This window comes from Glutamicibacter sp. NPDC127525, from assembly GCF_042672105.1.
Classification (GTDB): domain Bacteria; phylum Actinomycetota; class Actinomycetes; order Actinomycetales; family Micrococcaceae; genus Glutamicibacter.
Window position 1 is genome coordinate 331,319 of sequence record NZ_JBHXVN010000004.1, and the last position, 17,672, is coordinate 348,990.

17 protein-coding genes, 1 pseudogene and 1 riboswitch are annotated in these 17,672 nt (G+C 58.1%); of the genes and pseudogenes, 10 read left to right on the forward strand and 8 right to left on the reverse strand.

Features of this window, described 5'->3' with window-relative positions; genetic code table 11:
* The first annotated feature begins 91 nt into the window (after positions 1-91).
* Entirely contained in the window at positions 92-2,275 is a 2,184-nt protein-coding gene (gene katG / locus ACFVHU_RS11880; protein WP_105657950.1) for a catalase/peroxidase HPI, read from the forward strand.
* 98 nt (positions 2,276-2,373) lie between these two features.
* On the opposite strand, the gene ACFVHU_RS11885 is transcribed toward katG, so the two are convergent.
* The 3 genes from ACFVHU_RS11885 to ACFVHU_RS11895 form a co-directional block, all read right to left on the reverse strand.
* Positions 2,374-3,003, reverse strand: coding sequence for a methylated-DNA--[protein]-cysteine S-methyltransferase (locus tag ACFVHU_RS11885; protein WP_388024596.1), 630 nt, complete (start codon positions 3,001-3,003; stop codon positions 2,374-2,376).
* Positions 3,000-3,497: an RNA polymerase sigma factor gene (locus ACFVHU_RS11890; RefSeq protein WP_332595234.1), complete on the reverse strand. Its 498-nt coding sequence runs from the start codon at positions 3,495-3,497 to the stop codon at positions 3,000-3,002. Before ACFVHU_RS11890 ends, ACFVHU_RS11885 begins: the two co-directional genes overlap by 4 nt.
* A gap of 115 nt (positions 3,498-3,612) precedes the next feature.
* Positions 3,613-4,173 carry a histidine phosphatase family protein gene (locus ACFVHU_RS11895; protein ID WP_332595233.1) on the reverse strand — a complete coding sequence of 187 codons (561 nt, stop codon included), beginning with the start codon at positions 4,171-4,173 and terminating at the stop codon, positions 3,613-3,615.
* A 111-nt stretch (positions 4,174-4,284) separates the two neighbouring features.
* Positions 4,285-4,379: riboswitch (SAM riboswitch) on the forward strand.
* Positions 4,380-4,494: 115 nt separating this feature from the next.
* On the opposite strand from ACFVHU_RS11895, the gene ACFVHU_RS11900 reads away from it, so the two are divergent.
* The 3 genes from ACFVHU_RS11900 (at position 4,495) to ACFVHU_RS11910 (ending at position 7,177) form a co-directional block, all read left to right on the forward strand.
* Complete coding sequence (locus tag ACFVHU_RS11900) at positions 4,495-5,868, forward strand: O-acetylhomoserine aminocarboxypropyltransferase/cysteine synthase family protein (protein ID WP_133834308.1); 1,374 nt, start codon at positions 4,495-4,497, stop codon at positions 5,866-5,868.
* Positions 5,868-6,362 (forward strand): CoA-binding protein, encoded by a 495-nt coding sequence (locus ACFVHU_RS11905; RefSeq protein WP_105657946.1) that lies wholly within the window; start codon positions 5,868-5,870, stop codon positions 6,360-6,362. The genes ACFVHU_RS11900 and ACFVHU_RS11905 overlap by 1 nt, the downstream gene beginning before the upstream one ends.
* A gap of 686 nt (positions 6,363-7,048) precedes the next feature.
* Positions 7,049-7,177, forward strand: coding sequence for a hypothetical protein (locus tag ACFVHU_RS11910; protein WP_388024598.1), 129 nt, complete (start codon positions 7,049-7,051; stop codon positions 7,175-7,177).
* Positions 7,178-7,221: 44 nt separating this feature from the next.
* Here the strand turns inward: ACFVHU_RS11910 and ACFVHU_RS11915 are convergent, their stop codons facing one another.
* The 5 genes and pseudogenes from ACFVHU_RS11915 to ACFVHU_RS11935 form a co-directional block, all read right to left on the reverse strand.
* Positions 7,222-7,485 carry a hypothetical protein gene (locus tag ACFVHU_RS11915; protein ID WP_332488338.1) on the reverse strand — a complete coding sequence of 88 codons (264 nt, stop codon included), beginning with the start codon at positions 7,483-7,485 and terminating at the stop codon, positions 7,222-7,224.
* A gap of 558 nt (positions 7,486-8,043) precedes the next feature.
* Positions 8,044-8,355: an ATP-binding protein gene (locus ACFVHU_RS11920; protein ID WP_388024658.1), complete on the reverse strand. Its 312-nt coding sequence runs from the start codon at positions 8,353-8,355 to the stop codon at positions 8,044-8,046.
* Complete coding sequence (locus ACFVHU_RS11925) at positions 8,325-8,744, reverse strand: hypothetical protein (RefSeq protein ID WP_105662623.1); 420 nt, start codon at positions 8,742-8,744, stop codon at positions 8,325-8,327. The genes ACFVHU_RS11920 and ACFVHU_RS11925 overlap by 31 nt, the downstream gene beginning before the upstream one ends.
* 33 nt (positions 8,745-8,777) lie before the next feature.
* Entirely contained in the window at positions 8,778-9,494 is a 717-nt protein-coding gene (locus ACFVHU_RS11930) for an amidase domain-containing protein (protein ID WP_388024600.1), read from the reverse strand.
* A 26-nt stretch (positions 9,495-9,520) separates the two neighbouring features.
* A pseudogene (locus ACFVHU_RS11935) lies at positions 9,521-10,596 on the reverse strand (IS3 family transposase); the annotation flags it as partial.
* Between the two features lie 111 nt (positions 10,597-10,707).
* Here ACFVHU_RS11935 and ACFVHU_RS11940 point away from each other — a divergent pair.
* From ACFVHU_RS11940 to ACFVHU_RS11965, 6 genes are all read left to right on the forward strand, one after another.
* On the forward strand, positions 10,708-11,184 hold the full coding sequence (locus ACFVHU_RS11940; RefSeq protein ID WP_388024602.1) for a GNAT family N-acetyltransferase: 477 nt from the start codon (positions 10,708-10,710) through the stop codon (positions 11,182-11,184).
* A gap of 156 nt (positions 11,185-11,340) precedes the next feature.
* Positions 11,341-12,201 carry an AraC family transcriptional regulator gene (locus ACFVHU_RS11945; RefSeq protein ID WP_388024604.1) on the forward strand — a complete coding sequence of 287 codons (861 nt, stop codon included), beginning with the start codon at positions 11,341-11,343 and terminating at the stop codon, positions 12,199-12,201.
* A gap of 117 nt (positions 12,202-12,318) precedes the next feature.
* The gene (locus ACFVHU_RS11950; protein ID WP_388024605.1) at positions 12,319-13,161 is read left to right on the forward strand and encodes an ABC transporter ATP-binding protein; all 843 of its coding nucleotides are present in this window, start codon (positions 12,319-12,321) and stop codon (positions 13,159-13,161) included.
* Between the two features lie 220 nt (positions 13,162-13,381).
* Positions 13,382-14,275: an ABC transporter substrate-binding protein gene (locus ACFVHU_RS11955; RefSeq protein ID WP_332488347.1), complete on the forward strand. Its 894-nt coding sequence runs from the start codon at positions 13,382-13,384 to the stop codon at positions 14,273-14,275.
* Between the two features lie 12 nt (positions 14,276-14,287).
* Complete coding sequence (locus ACFVHU_RS11960) at positions 14,288-16,429, forward strand: iron ABC transporter permease (protein WP_388024607.1); 2,142 nt, start codon at positions 14,288-14,290, stop codon at positions 16,427-16,429.
* Positions 16,430-16,594: 165 nt separating this feature from the next.
* The gene (locus tag ACFVHU_RS11965) at positions 16,595-17,581 is read left to right on the forward strand and encodes a peptidase C39 family protein (RefSeq protein WP_388024609.1); all 987 of its coding nucleotides are present in this window, start codon (positions 16,595-16,597) and stop codon (positions 17,579-17,581) included.
* Positions 17,582-17,672: the final 91 nt, after the last annotated feature.

Sequence of the window (17,672 nt, forward strand, 5' to 3'; positions counted from 1 at the left end):
TAAACCCCTAGATTTGCCATCGTCATCAGCGCAGCTGCTGTGCGATGGATAAAACCAGATAAACCCTAAACAATCCGGAAGGAAAGAGCACATGTCTGAGATGACTGCAGGTCAGTGCCCAGTAGTTGGCGGCGCGGGTCGAATTCACCCTACCCAGGGCAATGCCAACACCGAATGGTGGCCGAATAAGCTGAATCTGAGGATTCTGGCCAAGAACCAGCAGGTTTCCAACCCGCTGGACGAGAACTTCGACTACATTGAAGCCTTCAATGCCCTCGACTTGTCGGCAGTAAAAGCCGACCTGACCGAAATCATGACCCAGTCGCACGACTGGTGGCCAGCAGACTTCGGCCACTACGGCCCGTTCTTCATCCGCATGGCTTGGCACTCCGCAGGCACCTACCGCTCGCACGACGGCCGCGGCGGCGGCGGCGCAGGCCAGCAGCGCTTCGCTCCGCTGAACTCGTGGCCGGACAACGTTTCGCTGGACAAGGCTCGCCGCCTGCTGTGGCCAGTGAAGAAGAAGTACGGCCAGTCGATTTCCTGGGCCGACCTTATCCTGCTGGCTGGAAACGTGGCTCTGGAAGACATGGGCTTCGAGACCTTCGGTTTCGCCGGCGGCCGCAAGGACGTTTGGGAAGCAGATGACGATGTCTACTGGGGCCCGGAAAAGGTCTGGCTGGACAGCGAACGCTACACCGGCAAGCGAGACCTGGATGCTCCTCTGGCAGCAGTGCAGATGGGCCTGATCTACGTGAATCCTGAGGGTCCTGACGGAAATCCGGATCCGCTGGCCTCGGCCGTAGACATCCGCGAAACCTTCCGCCGCATGGGCATGAACGACGAGGAGACCGTCGCGCTGATCGCCGGTGGCCACACCTTCGGCAAGACCCACGGCGCGCATGCCGATGACAAGATCGGCCCGGATCCAGAAGCAGCTCCGCTTGAAATGCAGGGACTGGGCTGGAAGAACGGCCACGGCACCGGCAAGGGCGCGGACACCGTGTCCTCGGGTCTTGAAGTCACCTGGACCTACCACCCAACCCGCTGGGACAACGAGTTCTTCCACATCCTCTTCGCCTACGAATGGGAACTGTTCGAATCCCCAGCAGGCGCCAAGCAGTGGCGCCCGGTCAACAATGGCGGAGCCGGCTTGGTCCAGCCTGCATTCGAGACCTTGGAACACCGCGAGCCACGCATGCTTACCAGCGACCTGGCCCTGCGCTTCGACCCGGTCTACGGCCCGATCTCCAAGAACTTCAAGGAGAACCCAGACCAGTTCGCAGACGCCTTCGCCCGCGCATGGTTCAAGCTGACCCACCGCGACATGGGCCCGAAGTCCCGCTACTTCGGCCCAGAGGTTCCTGCTGAGGACCTGCTCTGGCAGGATCCACTGCCAGCAGCTCCGCAGACCACCTTGGGTGCAACTGAAGTTGCCGCACTTAAAGCCCTGATCAACGATTCGGGACTGACCGTCCAGCAGCTGGTATCCACGGCTTGGAAGGCCGCTTCGACCTTCCGCACCTCGGATAAGCGCGGCGGCGTTAACGGCGGCCGCATCCGCCTGGAACCACAGGTCTCCTGGAGCGTGAACCAGCCTGAGCAGCTCAAGCCGGTAATTGCCAAGCTGGAAGAGATTGTTGACAACTTCAACGCCACTTCCGGGATCAAGGCTTCCTTCGCGGACGTCGTTGTCCTAGCCGGCAACGTCGGAGTCGAGCAGGCAGCCCTGGCAGCTGGCCAGCAGGTCGAGGTTCCATTCACCCCGGGCCGCGTAGACGCAACCCAGGAGCAAACCGACGTTGACCAGTTCGCATGGCTGGAACCAGTTTCCGACGGATTCCGCAACTACGACTCGGGCTTCGTCAAGCTGCCTAGCGAGTACTTGCTGATCGACCGCGCGAATCTGCTGGGCCTCTCGGCACCGGAAGCGACCGTACTGCTCGGTGGACTGCGCGTCATCGGCAATAACTGGGACGGTTCCAACTTGGGCGTCTTCACCGACACCCCAGGCGCGTTGACCAACGACTTCTTCGCGAACCTGCTGGAGCTGGGGTTGGAATGGACCCCATCCGCTGACGAGCAGACCTACACCACCACCGATGGCCGCTGGACCGGCAGCCGCGTGGATCTGGTGTTCGGTGCCAACTCCGAGCTGCGTGCACTGGCCGAGGTTTACGCTTCGGATGATGCCAAGGAGAAGTTCGTCAATGACTTCGCCTCCGCTTGGGCCAAGCTCATGGACGCAGATCGCTTCGAACTGCGCAGCAAGTAGCAGCTGCTGGGCCGCGAGCCCGTAGCAATTAGTGCTGGGCTGCTGCTTCCCGCAAGGGAGGCAGCAGCCCAGCACTTGTTTCATGCGGGAGCTGCCCGTCAGAACAGCGTCGCGGCGCCGCTGGCGAAGTCCGGGTTCTCCAGCTTCAGCAGCTCGGACTTGGCTTCCAAGCCTCCCAGGTAGCCGCCCAATGAACCATCGGTGCGCAGCACCCGATGGCAGGGCAGCACGATGGGAATCGGGTTGGTGGCGCAGGCTGAACCGACGGCCCGCACCGCCTTCGGCTTGCCGATCTGCTGCGCCAGTTGGGCGTAGCTCAGGGTATGCCCGTAATCGATATGACCCAGTTCCAGCTGCACCTGGCGGCGGAACTCGGTGGAGAGTTGCAAGTCCACCGGAAGATCGAAGCCATGCCGCTGGCCCGCGAAATACTCCTCCAGTTGCCGGGCGGCACCATCCAGGCTCGACTTGTCGCGCAGGATCCGCGGGCTGAGCTTTTCCGAGAGCACCTCCAGAATCCGGTCATGGCCTTCGGATTCAAAAGCGACCCGGACCAGCCCGGCATCGGTGCTGGCCAGCAGCAAGGCCCCCACGGGGCTATCGACCACGCGATAGGCAACATCAACAAGTTCCCGTGCACGGGCCCGTTCAACGAGCCGGTCCTGCAGCGAGTCGAGGACTTGCGCTTCAGCGGCCGTAGCCTGCTGCCAATAATTTTTTCCGTTCATGGCTGCTCCCGCCATAGTTCTTGGTCATCCATCCGGGCCCGCAGATTCTTGATCCCATCGGCGCCCGAACGCCGGGCGGCAGCTTCGGTGCCGGAAAGGATTCCGGCAATTTGCGCGTAGCTCATTCCGCCCAGGTAGCGGTAGGCCACCACCTGCCGCTGCTTGCCAGGAAGCTGGTTCACCTCATGCCACAGTTGCAGGTTTTCCAACTGCAGATCCGGCCGTTGGGCCGATGGGGCCAGGCTGTCCACGTCTTGGCCGATGAGGATTTCCGGCTTGTTCCTGCGCAACTCGTCAATGGCTTTGTTCCGGGCAATACGCACTAGCCATGCCAGGACATTGGCATCCTCCGGCAGTTGCGGGTACGCCTTGAGCGCGGCAAGGAACGTTTCGGACCAGGCGTCTTGCGCGCGATGCTCATCAAGCAGGGCACGGCAAACGCGCAGGACGTTCAGTCCATAGTCCTGGACTATCCGCTCGAACGGTGCTTGCATGGCTCTCCTGGAATTCTTGCGCCTTCATGGCTTCTCACCATGTAAACGTACGAGGAGACCATTTTGTGAGGCGTGAACGAAAAAAATTTACTTCTCGCAGAGACCCCATGGATTCCTAGAATGCCACCAGATCCAATTCGCTGGCGATCTGCTCAAGGCGGATCAAGTCCAAGTGGAGCATTTCGCCATTTTCCACGCCTTGGGGATCCGTGGTTCCGGCCAATGCGTCGCGGATGGTGCGCATGGTGGCCCCATGGCTGACAATCATGACCTTGCGCCCGGCATGCCTGCTGGCCAAGTCCAGCAGCGCTGGCACCGCACGGCTCAAGATCTGGGCACGCGGCTCACGCAGGTCCTTGGCAGCAGCCGATTCCGCTTCGCTGACCTCGGCCATGATCCGGCCTTCCAGCGGGCCGAAGCCGCGTTCAATGAGTTCCGGAACAGCGTTCCCCGTCTCGGCCCCGATCTGCTGGGCAATCAGCGCGGCAGTTTCCCGGGCACGTTCCAAGGGCGAAGCAAGTACCAGCGACCAGTTCTGGCCGATCAGCTGGCGCCCGACCTCGCGAGCTTGTTCGCGCCCGGTATCGTTCAACGGGATATCGGTACGCCCCTGCAGGCGCCCTGCAAGGTTCCAATCGGTCTGCCCGTGTCGCACCAGTGCCAGCGAAGTATCCATGACTCCAGCCTAACCGGGGTAATAGGTATCGAAGAATCTCCGATAACAGCTCCAATACGCAACGTTACGACTCATAGTTGGGTCACGAACGGTCATGTTGCGAAGATTATTACACCATCCCGAGCGGCTGAGAGATCTGGTTCGATGACGCCGCAGCAACCTGCCACATCCGGTGGTTACGGTGCTACCGCCAGAAACGATGCAGCCGCCTACCCGTTGGACGACAGCAGGAAGCGACATTGATTCCGGGATTCCTGCCTCGATCGCGGTCCGCCCTGCGGAGCCCGCGAAACCCCAATCGACGAGGAGTCGTAAGCCACCATGGCAGATCACAAGTTTGGATTCCGCACCCGCGCATTGCATGCCGGAGGCACCCCCGATGCCGAGCATGGCTCACGCGCAGTGCCGATCTACCAGACCACTTCGTTCGTCTTCAAGGACGCTGACGATGCGGCCAACCTCTTTGCCCTGCAGAAGTACGGCAACATCTACTCGCGTATCGGCAACCCGACCGTAGCGGCTTTCGAAGAGCGCATGGCTTCGCTGGAAGGCGGCATCGGAGCGGTAGCCACCGGCTCGGGCATGGCCGCGGAATTCGTCACCTTTGCGGCCTTGGCCCAGGCAGGCGACCACATTGTGGCTTCCTCGAAGCTCTATGGCGGCACCATCACCCAGCTCGATGTCTCGCTGCGCCGCTTCGGCATCAACACCACTTTCATCGACTCCAATGATCCCGCCGACTTCGAAGCGGCGATCCAGGAAAACACCAAGGCCGTCTACACCGAGGTGGTGGCCAACCCGTCCGGCGACATCGCTGACCTGAAGGGCCTGGCCGAGGTGGCGCACCGCCACAATCTCCCGCTGGTAGTCGATTCGACGCTCACTCCCCCGTACATCCTGCGCCCTATCGAGCACGGCGCGGACATCGTGATCCACTCGGCCACCAAGTTCATCGGCGGGCACGGCACCACCCTGGGCGGCGTGGTCATCGAGTCGGGCAAGTTCAACTGGGGCAATGGCAAGTTCCCCACCATGACCGAACCGGTTGCCAGCTACGGCAACGTCTCCTGGTGGGACAACTTCGGCGAGTACGGCTTCCTGACCAAGCTGCGCAGCGAACAGCTGCGCGACTTCGGACCGGCTCTGCCGGCCCAGTCCGCATTCCAGCTGTTGCAGGGCCTGGAGACCTTGCCGCAGCGCATGGACAACCACCTGTCCAACGCGAAGCAGGTCGCTGCCTGGTTGCAGGCCGATGAGCGCGTGACCTACGTGAACTATGCCGGCCTGGAATCCCACCCGCAGCACGCGCAGGCCAAGGAGCTGCTGCCCATGGGCGTCGGCTCGGTCTTCAGCTTCGGGGTGAAGGGCGGGCGCGAAGCCGGCTCGAAGTTCATCGAAGCCCTGCAGCTGGCCAGCCACCTGGCCAACATCGGCGATGCCCGCACCCTGGTGCTGCACCCGGCCTCCACCACCCACCAGCAGCTGAGCGCCGAGCAGCTGGTCTCCGCTGGCGTGCCAGAAGATCTGATCCGCCTGTCGGTAGGACTGGAAGATGTCGAGGACATCCTCTGGGATCTGGACCAGGCGCTGGCCGCTTCGCAGGAAGCGATTGCCGCTTCCGCCGCAGGGTTCGAGGCTCCGGCCTATGACGGTTCCGCCTGCGCATTGCCAACCGCTTCGAAAGGAGCAATCTAATGACTGCCGTTGATACCGCTTGGGAAGGCCCTGGAGCCGCACAGCGCCTGGAGATCCTGCGCGACACCAAGTCCATCGCCATTGTCGGTGCCTCGAACAAGCCATCGCGCGCCAGCTATTTCGTGGCTACCTACCTGCTCTCCTCCTCCAAGTACAAGGTGTATTTCATCAACCCGGTACTCGATGAGATCCTGGGCCAGCCGGTGTACAAGTCGCTGGCCGATCTGCCGGAGACCCCGGATCTGGTCGAGGTTTTCCGCAAGCACGATGACCTGCCTACCGTGCTGGACGAGGCCCTGGCCGTAGGCGCGAAGACCCTGTGGCTGCAGCTGGGATCCTGGCATGAGGAAGTGGCCCGGCGCGCCGAGGCCGCGGGCATGAATGTGGTCATGGACCGCTGCGTGAAGATCGAGCACGCCCGCTTCCACGGCGGCCTGCGCCTGGCTGGATTCAATACCGGCGTCATTTCCTCCAAGCGCCAGGTACTTGCCTAGGGAGTCCAAGATTCCAGGAAATGGGTGCATGCAATATTGCGTTGCATGCACCCATTTTTCTGCGGCAATTCCCCGGAATCGGCCGGTTTGGTCAACGACGCTGAACTTTTGCACGGAGCATTCCGAAGGAAGAACAAGACCTCTGACAAACCATGGTCGACGCAATTGGCCCACGGCATGCCGTGGGTGTGGCCCCGAAGTGCTCGACGCGTTCAATCACAGATCGAAAAATCTGCAAACCACAGCACTGCAACGCAAGGCCAAACGACCCAAACCCTAAAACAGGCAGAGAGAATCGATTTCGATTCGCTACGAGCGCGAACGAAAGAAGAAAAATCCCGCCCGCACTGCTATATGAAAACTCAATTCCCCTGGCCCGAGAACATTCCAGCATCTCGCAATAGCATTGCGCCGCACCCTCAATGCTGCACGGAGTTGAAATTTCTCTGGGCGAGGATTCCCTCTGCGGCACCCAGCTAAGAGGCATCGGAGACAGTACTCTGGGTTGACGCACTATTCAGAATTCTCCGGAAGCAGAAGCTTCCTTGGAAGTGCGCCAGTTGACTGGAGATACGAAGGAGCAGACAGTGGATGCAAATCGAAGAACCCTATGGTCCGTGGCCCTCGGGATGAGCTTGACTGCCTTGGTATGCAGCGGGATTGCCCTGTATTCTACGGGGGTCATCATGGATGAGAACAACCTGGACTCATGGCCTGCCCCGGCTCTTTGGGTGGTGGCGATTGTTGGTGTCGTGGGGCTGCTGATTAGCTTGCCCGGCTGGTTTGCTACCAAGGAAACCAAAAAGGCTTCCTAGCTGTTGCTTCCCTTGTCCATAATCGGAGCGTTCTGCCGTACGGCCTAGTTCTTTTGACCAGTTACGTCGCCTTCCACGTAGGTGGTGTATCCGCACAGCTTCCCGGTTTCATCGGTCGTCTTCGTCGCGGCGAAGATGATGTAAGGCCAGGATCCCAGGTCCCATCCGTCGCGTCCCCACCCTGGAACTTCGTACCACCCGGTACCGGCCAGCGATTCCATCCAGTCATACACTTCGCCGTACATATCGCGCTCGACAGTTGCCGGGACGGTAACGGTTTCGCGGCTGTCTTTGGTCGTGGTCTGCATAGGTTTTTGCATCCTTTCGCTTCACGGAAAGTGGGGCAGATTGCCAGCCTCCCGTCGAAGCCCTCCCCCGGTTGTTTTTCTGCCTGCTGGCGAAAAGAAATGAAGCGGGGCCAGCCGGAAACCCATCAACCCGTCAGGGGTGCGCAATCCACGAAAATCTTGGGCCGAAAAAGCGACGAAGGAGCGCGGACCAAGAATTTCTGGTGGAGCACGCCCGAAGCGCAGCGAGTGGCTTGTGGGTTTGGAGGTGGCCCGTACACTCCGAAGGACAGCAGCAAAAACAGGAAAAGACCGGACGAAGTCCGGGCCACCAACCGGACACGCCAGCGGACGCCCGACACACCCTGGAGACGAGCTTGCGAGGACCCAGGGTGTTCAACGGGACGAGAAACCTCATGGCATACCTAGCCTGCGTCTAACGTCCACGACTATCCTGAACGGGGAATGCCCGCATGTTCAGAACCCACAGCGGGATTTGTAGCCAAAGTTTATCAACGCTAACTGAAAATTGACCCTCTACCGCCAATCGAAACTTGACCCCTCCACGCCCAATTTGTTCTATACCTGCTCAGCGTTGCGCAGCAGATCCTGACGGTTCTTCACCCGATATGAATCCCCAGCCAAAGACAACACCTCCGCATGATGAACCAAACGATCAATCATCGCCGAAGCAACAACATCATCACCGAAAACCTCACCCCACCGGCCAAAAGGCATATTCGAGGTCGCCAGCACCGACCCCTGCTCATATCGATGAGCAATCAGCTGAAAGGACGCAGACCCTGAATGAGATTCAGGGTCTACGTCCTTATCGCGGGGCTTGATAATACGGTAGTGACTCAGTAGTTTTCGCCAAATACTATTCGCGATCCTTTGCCAACGTCCATGAACGTAAGGTCCACGGACTTATCAGGCTGATCAGCATACACATGGTAGAAGTGTGCTGGACCGCCGCGCTCGAACTCGACCATCGTGAAGTTGGATGAGGTGACTTCTACCGAATCCATGTCGGTCTTCAGCGCAGCTAGCTGTGTGTTCATGACTGTTTCGTCTAATTTGTCCATGATCACTGAACACGCTTTGTCATGGTCAGTTGTTTCTGCAGCCTCAAGTAGTACTCGAACTGCTTCCTGTGGATCGCTGACGGGTTTTCCTCCGTCACAAGCCTGCTTCCTATCGGCTGAACACCCTGCTGCCGAAAGAGCTAGCGGAAACAGCAGTAGTGGGGCAATAATCTTTGAGATGCGTTTTTCGTACACAAATGACCTTTGCAAATCGAATGAGCTGTACGACTAGATCCTATGCGCGTACCAAGTTACATTCAGTGGTTTCAGCTGAGTGAAGGGCTTATTCAAAGTAGCGTTGCTGTGGTACGAGAGGTATGGGACATCATTGATTTTCTTAGTGGTCACCATGGTGTGCGTCATATTCTTAATCTTGGCACCGTTCGTTTTGTACTGAAGGATATCTCCAGGAACGAGGCTGTAGACACTGGCAAGACGTGAAGCCCGCTTTGATTCATTCCGGGCAAAACGATAGAAATTTTCAGCACCGCTCCAAGTCCAGCTGGTCATGACACCATTGCCAAACCATTTCGAGTTGCTCTTGTAGTAGCCTTCAATTTTCTTCCATCCACCTGCATAAAGCGCTTGGGAAGCGAAATTAGTACAGTCGTAGCCGTGCCTCTTATAGGCAGGATTGTACGACTTAGCCCACTTGATTGCGTAGTTTGCAACTTTCGTCTTGTTGGACGAACTAAGCTTTGAAGCCGCCATTTCGGCGACGTTCAGGGGGAGAGGATTGATTAATGCCCCACTGTCCTCCTCGCTGCCAGGGACAGTGGGGTCAACTTCGATTTCCTCTTCTTCGGTAGTTAGAGCTAGTGCCGCAGACTGCGAGACAAGATACTCATCATCCTTCACTACGATGTTTTGGATCTTGCCAGTGTCGTCGATTGTTAGCTCATAAGGGATGAGCTCGCTCCTGAGCTGGTCAAGTTTTTGGGACACGAACTTTGATCTTTTTGTACATTTCCTCAAGCAGTCAAAGCTAGAGGATCCCTTTCCTGATACGAGTCCAGAACCGCCTGGGGGCTAACTCCGCCATTTGCCGTATACGGGCGCTTCCGGTTGTACCAAACCGCGATGCACTCCTTCACTGCGGCACACGCAGCCACCCTGCTGCTGAAGAACCTGTGGTGGAACATATCCTTCTTGATCGTCCAGAAGGCTGACTCGGCGACGGAATTATCCCAGGGACACACCGGCGCGTCCCGTCGACTACTGCACCCTGTGCGCAGCACACCACCTCTGGAACGCGCCGAGGTACATTGGGGCCTCGGTCTGAATGGAACACACTACCAAACTGGATGAACGCCTGCGACGCAGCAAGCCCCCTCGCGTCAATGGCCAACTACGTTTACATGTTCTTACCCATTGACCAGCCCACGATCTGTCGCGAATTCAAATCGATCACCGTCGCCAAATACAACCAGCCTTCACCGGCGCGCAGGCAGGCAATATCGCCTAACAGTTTCGCCGCAAGCCGCGAGGAGCGGAAGTCACGCATACCGAGATTGTCGACCCTATGGTTTTCTATACGCACCGTCCGGGATTGGCGCTCACGCACGGTCGTGGTTTTGAAGGCGCTCATCCGCCTGGCCCGGATTCTCAGCTCTTTCATGAGCGACATCACCGTGGATGTCGAGATGTCTTCCTCATGGTTTTTGCGGATCAAATCCACTAATTGTCCGCCACCGGCGACCTGGTTGGACGCCTCACACTCGTCCTGGAGCAGTTTCGTGCGGTGTGCTCGCAGGACTTAGGCTTCGCTCAGCTCTTGGCAGGCGTTCAGACATCGGTAGTGACTGCCCCTGGAATTCTGGGTTTCCTGCCCATCCAGTTCACTGGATACTCGCCTATGTGGGCTTCGATGAAGTCTAAGACCGCGCTTACTCCTTACTGTTCGAGGCGCGATAGGCGCCGACAACTTTTATGAAGCCGTTCTCCCGTTTCACCTTCAACAGTTCTTTGCGCAGGTTCTCGTTGTGGACCGTTTCACTGGGCCGTGTTCTTCGGTTTCCGCTATGGGACGCTCGGCGCGGTCGGCGCGGGATTCTGAGCGCTCATTGACCTCTATTTGAAATAAGAGCGCCATAGGTAGGTCTAGTACTGTTTAATGCATTTAAGAGTTTTTTAAATTTACGACATCGAAAGGCTTTGGATGTCGCGCTCACAATCAATTACCCTGCGTCCATTTCGCAGCGCAGACACCGAATTCTTTGCCAGCATGGCCTCGGATGAACGTGTAGCTCGTTTTATTGGGTATGGGGAGCCATGGGACCGGCAAACCATCAACGCCTGCGTTAAGCAATCCCTCCAACATGAACCACTCGACACTGTGGGGGGCTCTCGATGGTTCCTAGCTACTGAAGCAAATGCAGCAGTGGGCCTCGCGTTTTGCACCCGGCAGGAAAGTTGCGTGGAGGTCGGTTACTGGGTATCTCCAGATCAATGGGGGCGAGGAGTTGGTGGAGCCGTGCTCGATAGCACCCTGATTTCAATTCCCAAGATATACGGAATTACGAAATTCAGTGCCCGCGTAGCTCCGGCTAACACTGCTTCAACCCGACTGCTCACCAGTCGAGGATTCAGACTGGAAAAACGTGATGACATGCTTGAGTACTACACACTGGAATAGCCTTCTGTGGGTAACCGAACGCAGCCTAGATTCCTGATTGAACCAGTTGGGGGTGAAATGTATTTGGTTTAGTAGCCGATCCGTAGAATTTTGGCACGCGATTATTGAACCGTTCTTCAAGGGGTTCGGTAGATCTAACATGAAACCTGCTATGTCATGCTGAATACTTTCTATACTGCAAATATGACTTCCCCTCCTACCTCGACCATCGGGCTTGGTACTTGGTCCCGTGAACCAGGTACTGCTCTAGTGCAAGCAACTGCCTTGCCTAGCGATGCGACCTCATCATTTGTGATTCTGAGCGAAACGCACACCATTGAGGTCTCTACGGAGTGGGAGCCTCATTCGCACCTGGCCCATGAGCTCTTATGGACCCAAGATGGGACACTCACCGCTCAAATCGAAGGACAGATTTTTACGGTCTCCGAGGGTCATGGTCTGTGGATTCCGTCCGGAGCGCTGCACGGTGGACGCCTGACCGCACATGTAGAACTTTTCAGCGCGTTCTTTTCCCCTGAACGAACCACCACCCCATTCAGTACCCCTACAGTGATCGACATGAAACCGTTGCTTAAGTCGTTGCTGGTCCATTTATCCAGTCGGGAACTGAGCCAAGAAGCCAGAGCGCGTGCGGAGGCTGTAGTTTTCGACGTACTCAAACCATCAGCTCATCAGCTAGCGCTGCGCTTGCCCGATGACCCTCGTATCCATGGCATTGCCAACCGTTTACTAGCCAACCCTGCGGATAACCGATCTCTCGAGCGATGGGCGGTAGATGCTGGAATCAGCTCACGAACCATCACGCGAGTCTTCCGCGAAGCAACCGGCTTATCCTTTGCCCAGTGGCGTCAAGCGGTGAAAATTCATCGCGCCCTGGAGCTGCTCACCAACGGTGAAGGCGTCCAAGACATCTCTGAAATGCTGGGCTACGCGCAGCCGAGTACTTTTATCGACGCTTTTCGACGCACCATGGGCTCCACACCTGGCACATTCACCTTAGCAAATGTGAATAGGTGACCGAAAAGCCGGATGCACTGTCAGAAATCATCGATTGCTGACATCGATTAGTTAACTTAGACTTACCTAAGTGAAAATACCTATTCAAATCGGACGTATTCAATCCGTTCCTTACGCATGCTAGACGTGGCGTCCGGAGCAGCATCCGCCGCAGCCGGAACGATGCTCGCCCACGAGGTAGTGCTGCGCTACGGCAAAAGCACTGTAGTGGACGGTGCTTCCATCCGTTTATCCCCGGGTGAAGTCACCACACTCATTGGACCCAATGGCAGCGGGAAATCCACACTTCTCCGTTCCATGGCAAGGTTGCATGAGCGCGCCGCGGGGGTGATCACGCTCTCCAATTCTCACGGGGAGGCCCGCGAAATTAGCACGCTGAATGGACGAACATTCGCCCACGAAGTTACGCTCTTCGCGCAGTCCCACGCCACCCCGGAAGGGTTAGCCGTGGCAGATATCGTCGCCTTCGGTCGCCATCCATATCGGCGCGGTTTCTCGGGGCTATCCGATACGGATCATGCGGCGATTGCCTCGGCCATGGAACTGACTGGCACTACCTCGATGTCCCGGAAGGCAGCTGGGGAACTATCCGGTGGAGAACTTCAACGTGTCTGGTTGGCCGTGTGCTTGGCACAGCAAACCAATGTGGTGCTTCTCGACGAGCCGACCAATCACCTCGACTTGAGATATCAGGTCGAGACCCTAGATCTGGTCCATGATCTAGCCCGTCAAGATCGGCTAGCCATCGGCATCGTCCTGCATGACCTGAATCAAGCCGCCGCGTTGGCTGATCGGCTGGTGCTGATGAAACACGGCCGGGTATACGTCTCAGGAACCCCCGCTGAGGTCCTCACCGCAGATAACCTCTCGGAGGTCTATGAGATCCCTGTGCAGGTCCTCTCTGATAAGCAGAATGGATTGTTGCGCATCGAACCGGTTAGCCGCCACCGGATGAGCTAACCACTTTCTTTCTACCACCGAAACATATAATTACAAGGGAAAACCTATGCCTACACTCGCTCGAAATGCAGTCACTTCAGCGGCCGCTCTAGCACTGTTGTTCTCAGCCACCGCTTGCGGTACCACGGACATTAGCAGCGCTGGTGCCGAACGGAGCCCCGCTGCCGCATCCGCAAGTTGCGCGAATGACACCACCGCCACTAGCACAGATCCGGTATCTATGACCGATGATCTGGGCCGCACACTTGAATTGGATAAACCAGCCGAGCGCGTGGTGGTGCTCGAATGGCAGGAAATTGAAGATGTACTAACCTTGTGCGTCACTCCGGTGGGCGTCGCTTCCCCAGATGGATATAGCACCTACGTCACTGCAGAGGAGCTGCCTGAGGGTGTTGCTTCGGTGGGTGAACGTGGCGAGCCAGATCTGGATTCGATCTACGCGCTGGACCCCGACTTAATCATCGTGGACGCTTTTAGTGAAGAAGACCCCGTGCTGTCGCAGCTTGATAAGGGCGACGTTCCCGTATTGGCGGTCAAGGGCAACGATTCTGCGGATCCCATCGGCAACATGAAAAAAGTCTTCTCACAGGTCGCCGAAGCCACCGGCCGCACCGAGCGTGCTGCGTTAGTGCTCAACGAATTCGACGCCCACTTGGCGCAGAAAAAACAGGAAGTCTCCGAGGTGAAGTTGGAAACCACCGACTTCCTCTTCTTCGACGGTTGGGTTGACGGCTCCAACCTGACGATTCGTCCATACACTGACGGGGCTCTGTTCACAGAGCTTGGCAAGGAACTGGGCCTGAGCCCAGCTTGGAACGATGACATCAACAAGTCCTTCGGATCCGGCGGCGTGAACAAAGAATACGGACTGGCCCAGACGGACATAGAAGGCCTAGCGGGCGTTGGCGACGTCAACCTGTTCTACTCCAACGACGCAGGCACCGGGTGGACCACCGAGCTGGAATCCAGCGAGATCTGGAACAACTTGACCGCAGTCAAGGATGGCCGGACCTTCCAGTTCCCAAACATCTGGGGTGCCGGCGGGCCGAAATCCACCAGTCAAGCGGTAGATGCCTTCACCGATGCACTGACCTCCGCCTCGGAAGCCAAGTAGCGTACAACTGAAATGAAAACCGCTGAAAAATCAGCAGAGCGACACATCGTGGACAGCAGGGTCGGCATCCGAATGACCGGCCCTGGTTATTCCCCCGCGCCAGTCACCGGTACCCGTCTCGCCACTGGCCTAGGTCTGCTCGCCGCCTTAGCGGCAGCGGTACTGCTGGTGGGTGCTTGGCACCTCACCCAGGGGACCTCCGGTATTGGTTTGGGTGAACTGCTACGCGCACTCACCGGAGATGACACCCGTATCGGAGGGGTAGGAGCCGCCGAGATCTTCACCGGCTCCCGGCTACCGCGCCTCTGTGCGGGTGCCGCCGTTGGTCTGGCTTTGGGGGTGGCAGGTTCATTGCTCCAATCCGTCACCCGCAACCCGCTGGCCTCGCCGGACACATTGGCTGTCACCTCTGGTGCATTCTTCGCGTTGAGCGTGGCTGCTGCCTTGGGAATAAGCATGTCCACGCTGGCTTCCAGCACTCTCGCATTCGCTGGCGGGCTGCTCGCCGCCGGGATCGTATTGGCTATCTCTGGGCGCAGCGCGGGAACCGCCACCACCCGGTTGATCCTCGCTGGCTCTGCCATCGCCATGGCGTTGGAAGCAGGCAGCGGAATCATTTTACTGCTGTTCAAGGAAAATACGACTGGACTGTATGCCTGGGGTTCAGGGTCGCTGGCCCAATTAAATCTCGATGCATTCTTGCGCAGTCTGCCAGTGATCTTGGTGGTGCTGGCCATCTGCCTCTTGCTCTCTCGCCGACTGGATGTCCTGTCCTTGGGTGATGAAAACGCTGCGGTGCTCGGCATCCCGGTGCGCTCAACCCGCACTCTCGCCGTCCTGTGTGCTGTGCTGCTCACCGGCGTTTCCGTTTCGCTGTCCGGCCCGATTGCTTTTGTAGGGCTTGGCGCCCCCGTGCTCGCCCGACTGCTGTCGCGCCGCCTGGTAGTCTTGCGCCGTCAACTGTTCTTGCTCCCCGCCACCGGCCTGATTGGTGCGCTACTGATCCTGCTGGCCGATGTTTCGCTTCGTGCCTCGCTCGGTGCGCAAGGTGCGGCTTCCATTCCTACTGGAGTTCCCACCGCGATCCTGGGCGGGGTGCTGATCATCATCTTGGCAATGCGACTGCCCGAAGCTTCCAGCTCCCGCAACCCGTTACAGGTAGCAAGCAAATTGCGCAGCAACCGCCGATTCGTTCTCACCATGACGCTGGGATTCAGTTTGCTGTTGGGAGCCGTGATTCTAGGCCTTTTGGCCGGGAGCATGTTACTCAAGCTGGGAGATCTCGCCTTGTGGTTCCAGGATGATGCGCCCAAGCTCATTGCCCGAGCCTTCTCCGAACGTGCACCACGGACCAGCGCGGCGCTGGGTGCCGGAGCCGCCTTAGGACTGGCTGGTTGTTTGGTGCAGGGCGCCGTGCGAAACCCATTGGCCGAGCCCGGAATCCTGGGTATTACCGCGGGGGCAGGGCTGGGCGCGGCTGTAGTGGTCACTGCCTTTGGCGGTTCCCGCTCGCTACTGGTGATTTTTGCGGTGATTGCCGGGCTCGCGACCTTCGCTGCCATCACCGCGCTAGCCTGGCGTCGAGGATTCTCCCCTGAACGTTTTGTGCTAATCGGCATCGGTGCTGGCTACACGCTCTCTGCGGTCACCACCTACCTGCTGCTGAGCATTAATTCGTGGGAAACTCCGCGCATCTACACCTGGCTGTCTGGCTCAACTTATGGACGTCAGTTCGCAGACGTGTTACCTGTTCTGACGGTGTTGGCATTAGCTCTTCCGGTCGTACTGCTCATGGGACGCAAGCTGGACCTGCTAGCCATCGACGAAGACCTGCCCCGGGTGCTGGGCGTCAAGACCATTCGCATCCGATTAGTCTCATTGTCCATTGCCGCGCTGCTTGCGGCACTCAGCGTCGTGGCCGTAGGTGTGGTTGGCTTTGTCGGACTCATCGCCCCGCATCTGGCGCGGTCGTTGGTGGGTTCCCGCCATCACCGGGCGATCCCGGTGTCCATGGTTTTCGGAGCCTTGCTAGTTTGCCTGGCCGATACCTTGGGCCGTACCGCAATCGCGCCGGCACAGATTCCCGCCGGTCTGATCGTGTCGTTACTCGGCTCCCCGTACTTCATTTGGCTTTTGTACCGATCACGCGCCTAGGTGTTAAGCGAGGATCCTAACCGACGCCGCCTCCACCCCACCTAATAGTAAGGAATCATGGCGAAACGCTCTGCCCGGCAAACGAGAATCCAGGCCTTTGACCCCGAGCAGCACCCGGCGCAACTACGGCATCTGGGTTGCATATCAGGTCCGTGGGAAAGTCTCATGGCAACGGTCAACGCTCGGCTGCTCACGATACAGTCATCAGATGCCACCATACTCGGTGCCGCATTGCTTACCGCCCGTTCGGCGACTGCATACGTGAAGATCTCTGGGGTTCTTGCCCGCGACACAGCTGCATATGAAGAGCTCGTCCGTGCGGTGCTGGACTACGCCAGGGAAAAAGATCTGGCCTGCGTGAAATGGGAAAGCTGGTCGGAAGAACCGTGGCTCGCAGACCTGGCTGAACAAATGGGTTTCCAGTCGTTGCCTGCTCCACGCTTCACCACAGATGCGTCGGTATCGATTCCAAAATTCGGCTATGTGCACTGGTCACATCCAGCCCGATATCTGCGTACCTCGCACTACCAGCAAAGCGAGAACTTCACCTGCGCGGCGGTTTCCGCGCTGGCCGCGCACGGGGAAACGATGAGCATTGCAACGATGGATCGCCTGCGTACCGCCGAGTTGTTACTGTGGCGTCAAGCGACTAATTTCATGGCTTGCGAACCCGTGGGGCTCGGGCTGGCCATCGCTGAGCGCTGGCCAGCAAGCTCAGTTCAGGTGTCTTTGGATACCGATAAGCCAGTAATCGTCGACTATTATCCCGAGGTTGAACGTGGCTGGCGGGGCATCTTGCAGGCTGACTCGCGCCGCCGTGCAGAAGCTACCGGGTTGCCGGTGACCTCTATGCGTATGGAAATCTCACAGATTCACAAAGTATTAAGTCAGGGTGCCCGCGTCTTGTTGCTGGTGTCATTGCAGCAGATGCTCGGCTACGATGTTCCGCACTGGCTACTCTGCCATGGAACGGCTGGTTCCACGGAACGTCCCGTCATTCTCATCGAGGATCCTTGGGTCGATGTTAGTAGCGGGGAGAGCTGGGTGGATGCTACCTGCCTACCGATAGCTTTCCAGCAACTAGAAGCCATGTCTTGTCTCGAGTCAGATGGCTATCGAGCTGCGCTGATTCTGACTGAGAGTGCTCACTAATCACCAATCAAGTTCGTCAATAACAAAAGAGTTCGACACCCGTCCAGAGACATCTTTCAACTCAATGGTTGCGAGAAGTCTCGCCGGGCAC